Origin of the sequence: Shewanella sp. GXUN23E, assembly GCF_050865035.1 — a bacterium.
GTDB lineage: Bacteria > Pseudomonadota > Gammaproteobacteria > Enterobacterales > Shewanellaceae > Shewanella.
This window is the reverse complement of the sequence record NZ_JBOZWP010000009.1, coordinates 1-14,077: the sequence shown is the minus strand read 5'-3', so window position 1 is coordinate 14,077 and position 14,077 is coordinate 1. Positions and strand designations below refer to the sequence as shown.

The window sequence follows — 14,077 nt, the reverse complement described above, 5'->3', positions numbered from 1 at the left end:
TTGATGAGCACAGCAGATGTCTCGATGACAGCTTCGGTTCCTACCCATCTGGTATTGGGTCTGGGGGCCACCGGCTTGTCTGTGGTTCGTTTCCTCTGTGCCAGGGGCGTGGTGCCCATGGTGATGGACAGTCGTGATAATCCTCCCGGTGCAGCTGAGCTGGCGCGGGAGTTTCCGCAGGTAGTGCTGAGCACAGGCGGTTTTGATTGTCGTTATCTGGTGCAGGCGCAGCAGATCATTATCAGTCCCGGGATTGCGCTCAGTACCCCTGAGGTGCGTGCGGCACTGGATATGGGCATAGAAGTGATCGGCGATATCGAGCTGTTTGCCCGTTCAATTTCGGACCAGCCGCCCTGTGTGCTGGGCATCACCGGCTCCAATGGCAAGAGTACCGTGACCACCCTGGTGGGCATGATGGCGCAGGCGGATGGCAAGTCTGTGGGCGTGGGCGGCAATATTGGCACGCCGGCGCTGGATCTGCTGGGCAAGCACGATCTGTATGTGCTGGAGTTGTCGAGTTTCCAGCTGGAGACCACGGCGAGCCTGAACTGTATTGCGGCAACTTGTCTCAACATCAGCGAAGACCATATGGACAGATACACAGATCTGGCCAGCTATCGCTACGCCAAGATGGGGCTGTATCGCCAGAGTCATCTGCAGTTGTTCAATCGTGAGGATGAGTTGACTCTGCCTCTGGAAGCCGGGAATCGCGAAAGCTTTGGCTTGAATGAACCCGAAGGTGATGACTGGGGCGTTCGTGACGGCATGCTGGTACACGGTGACTCAGAGATCATGTCTGTGGGCGATGTGGCGCTGATTGGCCGGCACAACGTGGCCAACGTGCTGGCAGCGATGGCGCTGGCCTTTGCAGCGGGCATCAGCAAACAGGCAATGGTGCAGGTAGCGTCAGAGTTCACCGGGCTGAGTCATCGTTGTGAGCGGGTAGCCCGTCGCAACAGTGTCACCTGGGTGAATGACTCCAAGGCCACCAATGTGGGTGCCACTGCGGCAGCCCTGGCCGGTCTGGAAGACTATCCGGGCAAGGTGATTCTGATCGCCGGCGGGGATGGCAAAGGCGCGGATTTCTCGTCGCTGACTCCCTTGCTGGAGAAAGTGGCTTATTTGATTACCCTGGGGCGCGATGGGCATAAGATTGCTGCCCTCAAGGACGGTGCCATTGAAGTGCAGAGCATGGCTGAGGCTGTAGCTCAGGCTGACGCGCTGGCGCAGGCCGGTGACATAGTGTTGCTATCGCCTGCCTGCGCCAGCCTGGATATGTACGCCAACTTTATGGCCCGGGGCGATGATTTCCGCGCTCAGGTGGAGGCCCTGGATGGCCAGTAATGAGCGGCAATTGGGGCTGTTTGAACGCCGTCCTGATTGGCCGTGGCGCAACTGGCTCAGTGCCGGTGACGCGCCCGGCATGCAGCTGTATGACCGAGGTCTGCTGGCTGCCGTGCTGTCACTGATTGCGTTTGGGTTTGTCATGGTGATGTCAGCTTCGCTGGCAGAAGCCCAGACCCTGACCGGCAATCCGTTTCACTTTGTCGTGCGCCACCTGATGTATCTGGTGGGGTGTGTGCTGATTGCCGCGGCTGTGCTGCGGATGCAGATTGCCACCTGGGATAAATACAGCAACAAGTTGCTGATAGGTGTGCTGGTGCTGCTGGTGCTGGTGCTGCTGGTTGGCCATACGGTCAATGGCGCCACTCGCTGGCTGGTCATTGGACCGGTGCGGATCCAGGTAGCAGAGCTGGCCAAGTTTGCCTTTGCCATCTACATGGCAGGTTATCTGGTCAGGCGACATGAGGAGATCCGGGAAAATGCCAAAGGTTTTTACAAACCGATTGCGGTACTGGCGTTTTACGCGTTTCTGATCCTGCTGCAGCCGGATCTGGGCACAGTGGTGGTGCTGTTTGTGATAACCATGGGCCTGCTGTGGCTCGCCGGTGCCAGATTGAAGGACTTTATCATTCTGATCATGGCGGCGCTGGTGCTGTTTGTGCTGCTGATTGTGGCAGAGCCTTACCGGATGGCGCGGGTGACTTCGTTTCTGGATCCCTGGCAGGATCCGTTCGGCAAGGGCTACCAGTTGACCCAGTCGCTGATGGCTTATGGCCGCGGCGACTGGTTTGGACAGGGACTGGGTAACAGTATCCAGAAACTGGAATACCTGCCAGAAGCTCATACCGACTTTATCTTTGCCGTGGTGGGTGAAGAACTGGGGTTCGTGGGCATCATCTGTGTGCTGGCGGTACTCATGTTCATCGTGATCCGCGCGGTGCAGATTGGCAACTGGTGCCTGACTGCCGACAAGGCGTTTGAAGGTTATCTGGCCTATGGCCTGGGGATCTGGATTGGGTTTCAGACCGTGGTCAACATAGGCGCCAGTATCGGCATGTTGCCGACCAAAGGGTTGACCCTGCCGTTTATCAGTTATGGCGGCAGTAGTTTATGGGTAATGACGGCCGCAGCCATGATTTTGTTGCGGATAGATTATGAAAGACGCCTCAGCCAGATCCAGGCGGTATCCGGCAGAGGCAAACAATAATGGCCGAGACGACAGTGGAAAAACGAATTCTGGTAATGGCGGGCGGAACCGGGGGGCATGTATTCCCGGCGCTGGCGGTTGCCAAAGCATTGGCCAAACAGGGATGGCAGGTCAGATGGCTGGGAACGGCCGATCGGATGGAGGCACGTCTGGTGCCTCAGTATGGCTTTGACATCAACTTTATCGATATCAAAGGCGTACGAGGTAACGGCCTGATACGCAAACTGGCGGCGCCGTTTAAGATCCTGCGCTCTATCATGCAGGCCCGCGAGGTGATTAAGGAATTTAAGCCCGATGTGGTACTGGGCATGGGCGGTTTTGCCAGTGGTCCGGGTGGCGTTGCTGCAAAGCTTGCCGGTGTGCCGCTGGTGCTGCATGAGCAGAACGCCATTCCCGGCATGACCAACAAGCTGCTGTCACGTATCGCCACCAAAGTGCTGTGCGCCTTTGACAACGGCACCTTTGTTGGGTTGCGGGATGATGCACAGGTAGTCGGCAACCCGATCCGCGAAGAATTGATGCAGCTGGGCAGTGAGCCCAGAGTGTGCCGTGATGAAGCGGCGCTCAAGGTGCTGGTGGTCGGCGGCAGTCTGGGGGCCAAAGTGTTTAACGACTTGATGCCCCAGGTAGTGGCGGTGCTCAGCAAGCAGCAGTCCATCACGGTCTGGCATCAGGTCGGGCGGGATAATGAACAGCAGGTGCTGGCCAGCTATCAACAGCTGAATCAGGATGGCGGCGTTAAGGTTGCCGAGTTCATTGACGATATGGAAGCGGCCTATCGCTGGGCGGATGTGGTGGTGTGCCGCAGTGGCGCGCTGACGGTTTCTGAGCTGGCCGCTGTGGGCTTGCCCAGCTTGCTGGTGCCTTATCCCCATGCAGTGGATGATCACCAGACCCTGAATGCCAAGGTACTGGTGGATGCCGGAGCGGCCTTCCTGTTGCCGCAACCGATAGTGAATGTAGATAAGCTGGCGGACAAGCTGCAAATGCTGGCCAGCGACAGACAAGAATTGGTCCGTATGGGACAAAGAGCCAGGGCGGTGGCGGTACTGGATTCCACCACCCGTGTCGCAGATATCTGTAAATCCCTGGCCGAAAAAGGTTAATCATGAGAACGACAGAGAAGTACAAGCAGTTTCGCAAGATGATCCCGGAAATGCGCCGGGTGCGCCGCATCCACTTTGTGGGGATAGGTGGCGCCGGTATGGGCGGCATCGCGGAAGTGCTGGTGAATGAAGGTTATGACGTCAGCGGCTCGGATATTGCCCGCAGCGCGCTGACCGAGCGTCTGCAATCGCTGGGGGCTGACATCACCATAGGTCACACCCAGGAGTGTGTGAAGGATGCTGATGTGGTGGTGGTGTCCACCGCCATCAATGCTCAGAACCCTGAGATTGTATATGCCAGAGAGCAGCGTATCCCCGTGGTGCGCCGTGCCGAAATGCTGGCGGAGCTGATGCGTTACCGTCACGGTGTGGCGGTTGCCGGTACCCATGGCAAAACCACCACCACCAGTCTGATCGCCAGCGTGTATGGCGAGGCGCAGCGCGATCCGACCTTTGTGATTGGTGGCCTGCTCAACAGTGCCGGCACCAATGCCCGCCTGGGCAGCAGCCGTTATCTGATCGCCGAGGCTGATGAAAGTGATGCCAGCTTCCTGCATCTGCAGCCTATGGTCAGTGTGGTGACCAATATTGAAGCCGACCACATGGATACCTATGGCGGCGATTTTGAGCAGCTCAAGACCACCTTCGTGGACTTCCTGCACAATCTGCCGTTTTACGGTGTGGCGGTGCTGTGTATCGACGACCCTGTGGTGCGCGAGATCCTGCCACGGGTAGGCCGCCATATGGTGACTTATGGCTTCAGCGATGATGCCGATGTGCAGGCGCTGAATTTCGAGCAGCACGGACATCAAAGCCGCTTTACCCTGCGCCGCAAAGGCAAAGAGGACATGCCACTTTTGCTGAATCTGCCGGGTCGCCACAATGTGCAGAATGCGCTGGCGGCCATTGCCGTGGCCACCGAAGACGATATTGATGATGTTGCCATTGAGCGTGCTCTGGCCAGCTTTGAAGGTATTGGCCGTCGCTTCCAGCATCTGGGTGAATATGACACACCAAAGGGCAAGGTGATGCTGGTTGATGACTATGGGCATCACCCCAGCGAAGTGGCTGCCACCATTAAGGCTGCCCGTGCCGGTTGGCCGGACAAGCGTCTGGTAATGGCTTACCAGCCACACAGGTACACCCGCACCCGGGATCTGTATGAAGATTTCGTGGAGGTGTTGTCGCAGGTCGATGTGCTGTTGTTGCTGGATGTGTATGCCGCCGGCGAAGCGCCGATTGCCGGTGCCGATGGTCGGGCGCTGAGCCGCTCTATCCGTCTGCGCGGTCAGGTGGACCCGGTATTTGTGGCGTCGCCGGATCAGCTGGCTGAAATACTGCCGGATATTCTGGAAGACGGCGATCTGCTGTTGACTCAGGGGGCCGGTAACATTGGTGCGCTGTCGCGACAGTTGGCTGGCAGTAAGCTGGGCTTTGACAAGTACTAGAAAACCGCTTGTGCGGTTCAAAATTTGAACTGTAACCCGGTGCTTTAAATGAATTTTTGACCCCGGGGGTGAGCGCTATATAATTGCCGGTTTTCGCCCTGCGAGGCCGGTGTTTTGGGGCAGGAGCAGTGTGAGCTGGAAGGATAAGATGCAGCGCGGGCGGCAACGACTGGCTGCAGTGAACTGGTATCTGGTCAGTGGACTGGCGTTTTTGCTGCTGGTTATCGTCGCTTTTGCCCTCGGCGCTCTGCGATTGCATGACCTGCTGGGAGATGCCGAAGCACTGCCCATTGAGTCGGTCATTATCAAGGGCGAGCGTCAGTACACCAGTGATACCGAGGTGCAACTTGCCCTGCAAAGCCTGATGCGCCGCAGCTTTTTCAGTGCCGATGTGAATCAGGTTCAGCAGGCGCTGGAACAACTGCCCTGGGTTTACCAGGCTTCGGTCAGACGCAAGTGGCCCGCCAGGCTGAAGGTGTTTTTACAGGAGCAGCAGCCGGTTGCTCACTGGAATGGTGACCGTTGGCTGAATGTTCATGGTCAGGTATTTACTGCGCCGCACCCGGATGGGCTTGATGGTTTGCCGTTGCTGGCCGGGCCGGACGCCATGGCGACAGAGGTGCTGACCAGCTACCAACAGATCCGTGAGCTGTTGCATATCAATGGTTACGGACTGAAAAGTTTAAGTTTGAATCCCCGTCATGCTTGGCGGGCTGAGCTCGACAACGGTGTCACACTGGAGCTCGGGCGGGAAGACACAATGGCCCGGATACAGAGATTTATCAATGTCTATCCGGTATTGGCCAAGCAGCCTGACAAGGTCGCTCGGGTGGATTTGCGGTATGACACGGGTCTGGCCGTTGGCTGGGAAGATGCACAACAAGAGAGTCGTTAAAGAATGACCAAAAACCTGGATAGAAATCTCATCGTTGGCCTGGACATAGGGACGTCCAAGGTAGCTGTAATCATCGGTGAAGTGATGCCCGATGGCGAAATCAGTGTGATTGGCCTGGGTAATCATCCTTCCCGGGGGATGGACAAGGGCGGGGTGAATGACCTCGACTCCATCGTGCGCAGTGTGCAGCGGGCGCTGGATCAGGCTGAGTTGATGGCTGACTGCCAGGTGTCTTCCGTGTATCTGAGTATTTCCGGCAAGCACATCGCCTGTCAGAACGAAAATGGCATGGTCTCCATCAATGATGAAGAGGTGACCCAGGATGACGTGGACAATGTGATCCACACCGCCCGTTCGGTGAAGATCCCGACTGAGCGCCGCATTCTGCATGTGCTGCCGCAGGAATACGCCATCGACGTGCAGGAAGGCATTCGCAGTCCAATCGGCATGTCCGGTATGCGCATGGAGGCCAAGGTACACATCGTCACCTGCGCCAACGACATGGCCAAGAATATTACCAAGAGCGTTGAGCGCTGCGGTTTGAAGGTGGATGATCTGGTGTTTTCCGGTATCGCCTCGGCCGACTCAGTGCTGACCAATGATGAAAAAGATCTGGGTGTGTGCATTGTCGATATCGGTGGTGGCACCACGGATATTGCGGTGTACACCAATGGCGCCCTGCGTCATTGCGCTGTGGTGCCGGTAGCGGGTAATCAGGTGACCAATGATATCGCCAAGATTTTCCGCACCCCGCTGTCCCATGCAGAGCAAATCAAGGTGCAATACGCCAGTGCGCGCAGTGCCGTGGTCAGCCGTGAGGACAGTATTGAAGTGCCTTCTGTGGGGGGGCGCCCATCGCGCACCATGTCGCGCCATACATTGGCCGAGGTGGTGGAACCAAGGTATCAGGAATTGTTTGAACTGGTCCTCAAGGAGCTGCGTGACAGTGGCCTGGAGGAGCAGATTGCCGCCGGTATCGTGTTGACCGGTGGGACCGCGTCCATCGAGGGCGCTGTCGAAGTGGCTGAGGCCACCTTCGGCATGCCGGTGCGGGTGGCTTCACCTCTGCCGGTCAAAGGATTGTACGAATATGTCGACCAACCTATCTATGCAACCGGGGTAGGTTTGTTGCATTACGGCGCCAGACAACTGCTGGAAAAACAGCAGGAACGTCCTGAGCGTCAGGGGGTTACCAGCCTCTGGAATCGGGTTCAGAGCTGGTTTAAAGGCGAGTTTTAAATAACGCAGGCAACAACGGAGAATTGACCATGTTTGAGATCATGGACACCCATTCCGACGAGGCGGTGATCAAAGTCATCGGCGTCGGTGGCGGCGGTGGTAACGCCGTCGAACACATGGTGAAGCACAACATTGAAGGTGTTGAGTTTATCGCCACCAATACAGATGCGCAGGCACTGCGTAAATCTGCAGCCGGTTCAACCATTCAGTTGGGCCGAGATGTCACCAAAGGTCTGGGCGCTGGCGCTAACCCGGAAATTGGCCGTCTGGCTGCTGAGGAAGACAAAGAAAATATCCGTGCGGCGATCAAAGGCTCAGACATGATCTTTATCGCGGCCGGTATGGGCGGTGGTACCGGTACCGGTGCTGCGCCTGTGGTTGCCCAGATTGCCCGTGAAGAAGGTATTCTGACGGTCGCTGTGGTCACCAAGCCATTCCCGTTTGAAGGCAAAAAGCGCATGGCTTATGCCGAGCAGGGCATTGGTGAGCTGGCCAAGCATGTCGACTCGCTGATCACTATTCCCAACGAGAAGCTGCTCAAAGTGCTGGGTCGTGGCACCTCACTGCTGGATGCTTTCGCGGCAGCCAACAATGTGCTGCTGGGAGCCGTGCAGGGGATTGCCGAGCTGATCACCCGTCCTGGCCTGATCAATGTCGACTTCGCCGACGTGAAGACAGTTATGTCCGAAATGGGTAATGCCATGATGGGTACAGGTGTGGCTTCCGGTGAAGACCGTGCTGAAGAAGCGGCTGAAGCGGCTGTTGCCAGCCCGCTGCTGGAAGATATCGATCTGGCCGGTGCCCGTGGCGTACTGGTGAACATCACTGCCGGTATGGACATGAGCATTGAAGAGTTCGAAACTGTGGGTAACCACGTTAAGGCTTATGCTTCTGATAATGCCACTGTGGTAGTGGGTGCGGTGATCGATCCGGAAATGAGCGACGAACTGCGGGTGACTGTGGTGGCAACTGGTATCGGTGCTGATAAAAAGCCGGACATTCAATTGGTGTCCAAGCCTGCGCCGCGTCCAGAGCCTGAAATTCGGGTGGAAACTCCTGTTTACGCCGAAGAGACAGTTGCTGTTTCGTCCGCGGCTATGGGTAATGTGGCTCAGCAATCTCAGCCCAAGCCTCAGCCTGCGGTAGCGCCAACGCCCAAGAATGATCTGGATTACCTGGATATCCCGGCGTTTTTGCGTAAGCAGGCAGACTGAAGACTGTTGTTTTGACAGGGCGAAATGGCTCCAATGTTGCCTGGAGAGATTCGCCCGTCAATTGCAGGAATTTTTGCCAATTGGGCTATTTGTGCTAGCATATCCGACCAGCTTGAGCTGGGGCGTTGCTACGCGCTTCGATAACACCAGCATTTTTGTTGAGAATTACACGGGTAACTGAATGATTTTTCAAAGAACTGTTCAAAAAATGGTAAAGACAACCGGTGTTGGCCTGCATTCGGGCAACAAGGTGACTCTGACCATCAAACCCGCGCCGATCAACTCGGGCATCAAGCTCGTGCGTACCGATTTGGAGCCGGCAGTGGTTATTCCTGCATTGGCAGACCAGGTGCGTGAGACCACCATGTGTACTGCACTGGTGAATGACGCCGGCGTTCGTATCTCAACCATCGAGCACCTGTTTGCTGCGTTGGCAGGTTTGGGGATCGATAATGCGATTATCGAAGTCGATGCTCCGGAAATCCCGATCATGGATGGCAGCGCCAGCCCATTTGTATTCCTGTTGCAGTCAGCGGGTATTGAAGAGCAGCGCGCTGCCAAGAAATACCTGCGTATCAAGCGTACCATTCGCGTGGAAGACGGTGACAAGTGGGCGGAATTGCGTCCATTTGAAGGTTTCCGGGTGAACTTTGCCATTGACTTCGCGCATCCGGAAATCGCTCGCAGCCAACAGCATATGCTGATGGATTTCTCCACCGATGCCTTTGTAAAGGATATCAGTCGCGCCCGTACTTTCGGTTTTATGCGTGATATCGAATATCTGCGTGCCAACAACCTGGCGTTGGGTGGCAGCATGGAAAATGCGGTGGTGCTTGACGAATATCGCGTCCTCAACCCCGATGGTCTGCGTTATGAGGATGAGTTTGTTAAGCACAAAATTCTGGATGCCTTTGGTGATCTGTATGTATCAGGTCACGCGATTCTGGGTGAGTTCTGTGCCTACAAAACCGGTCACGCGCTGAATAACCAACTGGTTCGCGCTGTACTGGCCCAGGCTGATGCATGGGAACTGGTCAGCTTCGATAACGAAGCAGAAGTACCGGTTCGATTCGTTCCCGGTGCACTGGCGCTGGCTTAAGCGCGAATGTTATGACTGCCGAGAACGGCTGGCTAATGCAGCCAGCCGTTTTAGTTTCTGAGCCAGGCTGCCGTCGGTATGTTCTGCCAGGGCCTGAATGTGAGCAGCGGCGTCCGCTGATAGCTCGCGTTGTGGGATTTTGGGGGCAGGCGCTGTTCTTGCCAACGCCGGGTTGACTTTAACCTCGATAGCAGTGAGCATTGGGAGCGTTTGAGCCTGAAGTTGCGTCAATAACATCGCCTTTTGGAAGTTGATGCGGGCCGCCCAGGCAGACGAGGTGGTTTCTATCACCAGCACACTATCGCGCAGATTAGCTACCTGTAGCTGCTGGGCAACGTGCTCTGCCAACATTTGTTTGACCTGCTGATCCAATTGTCTCAGTAACTCTGCTTTTTCTGCCAGACTCGGCAGTTTGCCTGAGTGGTGCATGAGTCGACTGAGATCCTGTGGGTGCTTTTTCATACAAAAAAGAGATGGCTGACTAAGGCTATGAGTGTAACAGTTTTAATTCAGGGTCGGAACGGGGTAACCCGCTGGCAACCCGGTAAGCGGTGGCTTATCTTGCCAATGATGCTGCTGGTTGCTGGCGCCGGTGTTGTATGCTATTCCGTCGATAAATTTTCTAATCAGCAAACGCGTGTAGACAATGAGCGTCAGGCCCGTAAGGCCCAGCAACAGCAAGTTGAAGATCTTAAGCACGCGACCGAATCCCAACTGGCCACCCTGGCTGCCCATGTCGCGCGTATGCAGGCTGAAATTACTCGCCTGGAAGCGATGGGGCAGCAGGTTGCCCAGACCTATAACCTCGAAGATCAATTTGATTTCTCCGCCCGTGCAGGTGTCGGTGGTGTAAGCGATCTCGGGCAGAGCATAGAACTGGATCAATTGATCCAGGATATGGATGCCATGATGCAGCGGATGGACTATGCCAAAGTTCAGATCCCGCTACTTGAAACCGTGGCTTCCAATCTCCATATAGATCAAGAGCGATATATTTCCGGACGCCCCATAGGTAAAGGTTGGTTGTCTTCACCTTATGGACTGCGGAATGATCCATTTAATGGACGTCGCACCATGCATAAAGGCATTGATTTTGCTGGCAGTGAAGGAGCTGAAGTGCTTGCGACTGCCGGTGGGGTAGTGACTTGGGCTGGCAGTATGTTTGGTTATGGCAATCTGGTTGAAATTGACCACGGTAATGGGCTCAAAACCCGTTATGGCCACAATAAAAATATTGATGTCAGTGTAGGTGACGTTGTTGCCAAAGGTGTAAAGATTGCCAGTATGGGAAGCACGGGCAGGTCGACAGGCCCCCATGTGCATTATGAGGTGTTGCGGGGTGGACAGCAGATCGATCCGAGTAAGTACGTCTACCGCAAAGCAAACAATTAATCCGGCTCACTGCACTTATGTGTAACAGCCTACAAAGATAATAAGTGAATCAGATGTTTGGTAATTTACTGACAAAAATTTTTGGCAGTCGCAATGACCGCACCCTTAAATCCCTTGGCAAAGCCGTCGACAAAATCAATGCACTGGAAGCTGAATTTGAAAAGCTCACCGATGAAGAGCTGAAAGCCAAAACCGCTGAATTCCGTGAGCGTCTGGAAAAAGGTGAAAGCCTGGAATCGCTGATCCCCGAGTCTTTCGCCACAGTGCGCGAAGCGTCCAAGCGGGTGTTTGAGATGCGTCACTTTGATGTGCAGTTGATTGGTGGCATGGTACTGGACAGTAATCGCATTGCCGAGATGCGTACCGGTGAAGGTAAGACCCTGACTGCCACGCTGCCTGCTTACCTCAATGCGCTGACTGGTAAAGGTGTTCATGTCATCACAGTGAACGACTACCTGGCCCGCCGTGACGCAGAAACCAACCGTCCGCTGTTTGAATTCCTGGGTATGACTGTCGGCATCAACATTGCCGGTATGAGCCCACAACAAAAGAAAGACGCCTATAACGCCGATATCACTTACGGTACCAACAATGAGTTTGGTTTCGACTATCTGCGCGACAACATGGCATTCTCGCCATCCGAACGGGTACAGCGTCCGCTGCATTACGCGCTGATCGACGAAGTGGACTCCATTCTGATCGACGAAGCCCGTACACCACTGATTATCTCCGGCGCCGCTGAAGACAGTTCAGAGTTGTACATCAAGATGAATACCTTGATCCCGTTGCTGGTGCGTCAGGATAAAGAAGATACTGAAGAGTACATTGGCGACGGTGATTACACTATCGATGAGAAAGCCAAGCAGGTACACCTGACCGAGCGCGGCCAGGAAAAAATTGAACAGCTGCTGATCGATCGCGGCATGTTGCCTGAAGGTGACTCACTGTACAGCGCCGCCAACATCTCCTTGTTGCACCATGTGAATGCTGCACTGCGTGCCCATACGCTGTTTGAAAAGGACGTGGATTATGTGGTGCAAAACGGTGAAGTGGTTATCGTCGATGAACACACAGGCCGTACCATGGCAGGGCGTCGCTGGTCTGAAGGTTTGCACCAGGCGGTTGAAGCCAAAGAAGGTGTAAAAATCCAGAACGAAAACCAGACGCTGGCGTCCATCACCTTCCAGAATTACTTCCGTCTGTACGAGAAGCTGGCGGGTATGACGGGTACTGCTGATACCGAAGCGTTCGAATTCCAGCATATTTATGGTCTGGATACTGTGGTGGTACCGACCAACCGTCCGATGATCCGTAACGACATGGCGGACCTGGTATACCTGACCGCGGCTGAAAAATACAACGCTATCATCGCCGACATTAAAGATTGTCGTGAGCGTGGCCAGCCGGTGCTGGTTGGTACAGTCTCCATTGAGCAATCTGAATTGCTGTCGCACATGCTGAAGCAGGAAAAGATCCCGCATCAGGTACTGAATGCCAAATTCCACGAAAAAGAAGCTGAAATTGTTGCCCAAGCCGGTCGCGCAGGTGCGGTGACTGTGGCCACCAACATGGCCGGTCGTGGTACCGATATCGTGCTCGGTGGCAGCTGGAAAGCGGAAGTGGAAGCGCTGGAAAACCCCAGTGAAGAACAAATTGCGGCAATCCGCGCCGATTGGCAGCAGCGTCATGACGATGTGGTTGCCGCTGGTGGTTTGCACATTCTGGGTACTGAGCGTCACGAGTCCCGTCGTATCGACAACCAGTTGCGTGGTCGCTCCGGCCGTCAGGGCGATGCCGGTTCTTCCCGTTTCTACCTGTCCATGGAAGACAGCCTGATGCGTATCTTCGCATCAGAACGAGTATCCAATATGATGAAAGCCCTGGGTATGGAAGAGGGCGAGGCAATCGAACATAAGTGGGTATCCCGCGCCATCGAAAATGCCCAGCGTAAAGTGGAAGCCCGTAACTTCGATATCCGTAAGCAATTGCTGGAGTTTGATGACGTGGCCAACGATCAGCGTCAGGTAGTTTACGCCCAGCGTAACGAACTGATGGATGCTGAGAGTATTGAAGATACCATCAAGAACATTGAAGTCGACGTACTGGCCTCTCTGATCGATCAGTACATTCCACCTCAGTCTGTTGAAGAGTTGTGGGATGTGCCGGGTCTGGAGCAGCGGCTGCACCAGGAGTTTGCACTGCAGCTGCCGGTTCAGAAATGGCTGGATGAAGAGGAAGACCTATACGAAGACACCTTGCGTGAGCGCATCATCGACGCCTGGAGTGCCGCATATAAGGCCAAGGAAGAGATGGTTGGTGCACCTGTACTGCGTCAGTTCGAGAAAGCCGTTATGTTGCAGACGCTTGATGGTCTGTGGAAAGAACATCTGGCTGCCATGGATCATTTGCGTCAGGGGATCCACCTGCGTGGTTATGCGCAGAAGAACCCTAAACAGGAATATAAGCGTGAGTCCTTTGAACTGTTCCAGCAGATGCTGGAAAGTCTGAAGCATGATGTGATCAGCATACTGTCCAAGGTACAGGTGCAGGCGCAATCTGATGTGGACGAGATGGAAGAACGTCGTCGCCAGGAAGAGGCCAGACTGCAGCGTGATTTCCAACATGCAGAAGCTGAGTCCATGACCGGGGAGCCTGTGATGCCTGAACAGCAAGGGCATATCCCCGTGGTTCGTCAGGGGGAAAAAGTCGGCCGTAATGATCTTTGCCCCTGTGGCAGTGGTAAAAAGTACAAACAGTGCCACGGTAAGTTGAGCTAACCTCATCAATATAAAAAGGCGACCTAAGGGTCGCCTTTTTACTTATTAGTCTAAAAGCAGCTATCAATGATTCAAATAAAGGGGTTAATGAAGGCACTTGCTTGAACTATTTCCTCACCAAAACCGCCTGAAAACAGACTGTCTGTTGATAACTTTGGGGGTAACTGGTGATTAGCATGTGTCTAACCTTGAAATCCTCAGAAAGTGCCGATTTTATTGAAAAAAGGGCTTGCGCAAATAAATCTGCTCCCTATAATGCGCCTCCATCGACACGGCACAACGGGCTTCTCTGGTAGAGATAGCGCCCGATAAGCAGGTCGAAAGGGAAAGTCGCCAACGGCAACTGACCCTGGCAC

General features: G+C 54.8%; 11 protein-coding genes. 10 read left to right on the top strand and 1 reads right to left on the bottom strand.

Features of this window, described 5'->3' with window-relative positions; all coding sequences use genetic code 11:
- Window positions 1-3: 3 nt before the first annotated feature.
- The 8 genes from murD to lpxC all read left to right on the top strand — a co-directional run bounded on the left by murD (window position 4) and on the right by lpxC (window position 9,552).
- Window positions 4-1,344 carry a UDP-N-acetylmuramoyl-L-alanine--D-glutamate ligase gene (murD, locus tag ACRRUX_RS09840; protein WP_432529702.1) on the top strand — a complete coding sequence of 447 codons (1,341 nt, stop codon included), beginning with the start codon at window positions 4-6 and terminating at the stop codon, window positions 1,342-1,344.
- Window positions 1,334-2,551 carry a cell division protein FtsW gene (gene ftsW, locus ACRRUX_RS09835; RefSeq protein WP_432529700.1) on the top strand — a complete coding sequence of 406 codons (1,218 nt, stop codon included), beginning with the start codon at window positions 1,334-1,336 and terminating at the stop codon, window positions 2,549-2,551. The genes murD and ftsW overlap by 11 nt, the downstream gene beginning before the upstream one ends.
- Window positions 2,551-3,657 (top strand): undecaprenyldiphospho-muramoylpentapeptide beta-N-acetylglucosaminyltransferase, encoded by a 1,107-nt coding sequence (gene murG, locus ACRRUX_RS09830; protein ID WP_432529698.1) that lies wholly within the window; start codon window positions 2,551-2,553, stop codon window positions 3,655-3,657. Before ftsW ends, murG begins: the two co-directional genes overlap by 1 nt.
- A 2-nt stretch (window positions 3,658-3,659) precedes the next feature.
- Window positions 3,660-5,105, top strand: coding sequence for a UDP-N-acetylmuramate--L-alanine ligase (gene murC / locus ACRRUX_RS09825; protein WP_432529696.1), 1,446 nt, complete (start codon window positions 3,660-3,662; stop codon window positions 5,103-5,105).
- 130 nt (window positions 5,106-5,235) lie between these two features.
- Entirely contained in the window at window positions 5,236-6,000 is a 765-nt protein-coding gene (locus tag ACRRUX_RS09820) for a cell division protein FtsQ/DivIB (protein WP_432529694.1), read from the top strand.
- 3 nt (window positions 6,001-6,003) lie between these two features.
- On the top strand, window positions 6,004-7,239 hold the full coding sequence (ftsA, locus tag ACRRUX_RS09815) for a cell division protein FtsA (protein WP_432529692.1): 1,236 nt from the start codon (window positions 6,004-6,006) through the stop codon (window positions 7,237-7,239).
- Between the two features lie 29 nt (window positions 7,240-7,268).
- Window positions 7,269-8,453 carry a cell division protein FtsZ gene (ftsZ, locus tag ACRRUX_RS09810; RefSeq protein WP_432529690.1) on the top strand — a complete coding sequence of 395 codons (1,185 nt, stop codon included), beginning with the start codon at window positions 7,269-7,271 and terminating at the stop codon, window positions 8,451-8,453.
- A gap of 181 nt (window positions 8,454-8,634) precedes the next feature.
- A complete protein-coding gene (gene lpxC / locus ACRRUX_RS09805; protein ID WP_432529688.1) occupies window positions 8,635-9,552 on the top strand; it encodes a UDP-3-O-acyl-N-acetylglucosamine deacetylase in 918 nt (305 codons plus the stop codon).
- Window positions 9,553-9,561: 9 nt separating this feature from the next.
- On the opposite strand, the gene ACRRUX_RS09800 is transcribed toward lpxC, so the two are convergent.
- Window positions 9,562-10,014 carry a DUF721 domain-containing protein gene (locus ACRRUX_RS09800; RefSeq protein ID WP_432529686.1) on the bottom strand — a complete coding sequence of 151 codons (453 nt, stop codon included), beginning with the start codon at window positions 10,012-10,014 and terminating at the stop codon, window positions 9,562-9,564.
- Between the two features lie 27 nt (window positions 10,015-10,041).
- Between ACRRUX_RS09800 and ACRRUX_RS09795 the strand changes: the two genes are divergently transcribed.
- Window positions 10,042-10,944 carry a M23 family metallopeptidase gene (locus ACRRUX_RS09795; protein WP_432529948.1) on the top strand — a complete coding sequence of 301 codons (903 nt, stop codon included), beginning with the start codon at window positions 10,042-10,044 and terminating at the stop codon, window positions 10,942-10,944.
- 53 nt (window positions 10,945-10,997) lie between these two features.
- The gene (gene secA, locus ACRRUX_RS09790) at window positions 10,998-13,721 is read left to right on the top strand and encodes a preprotein translocase subunit SecA (protein WP_432529946.1); all 2,724 of its coding nucleotides are present in this window, start codon (window positions 10,998-11,000) and stop codon (window positions 13,719-13,721) included.
- Window positions 13,722-14,077 lie beyond the last annotated feature (356 nt).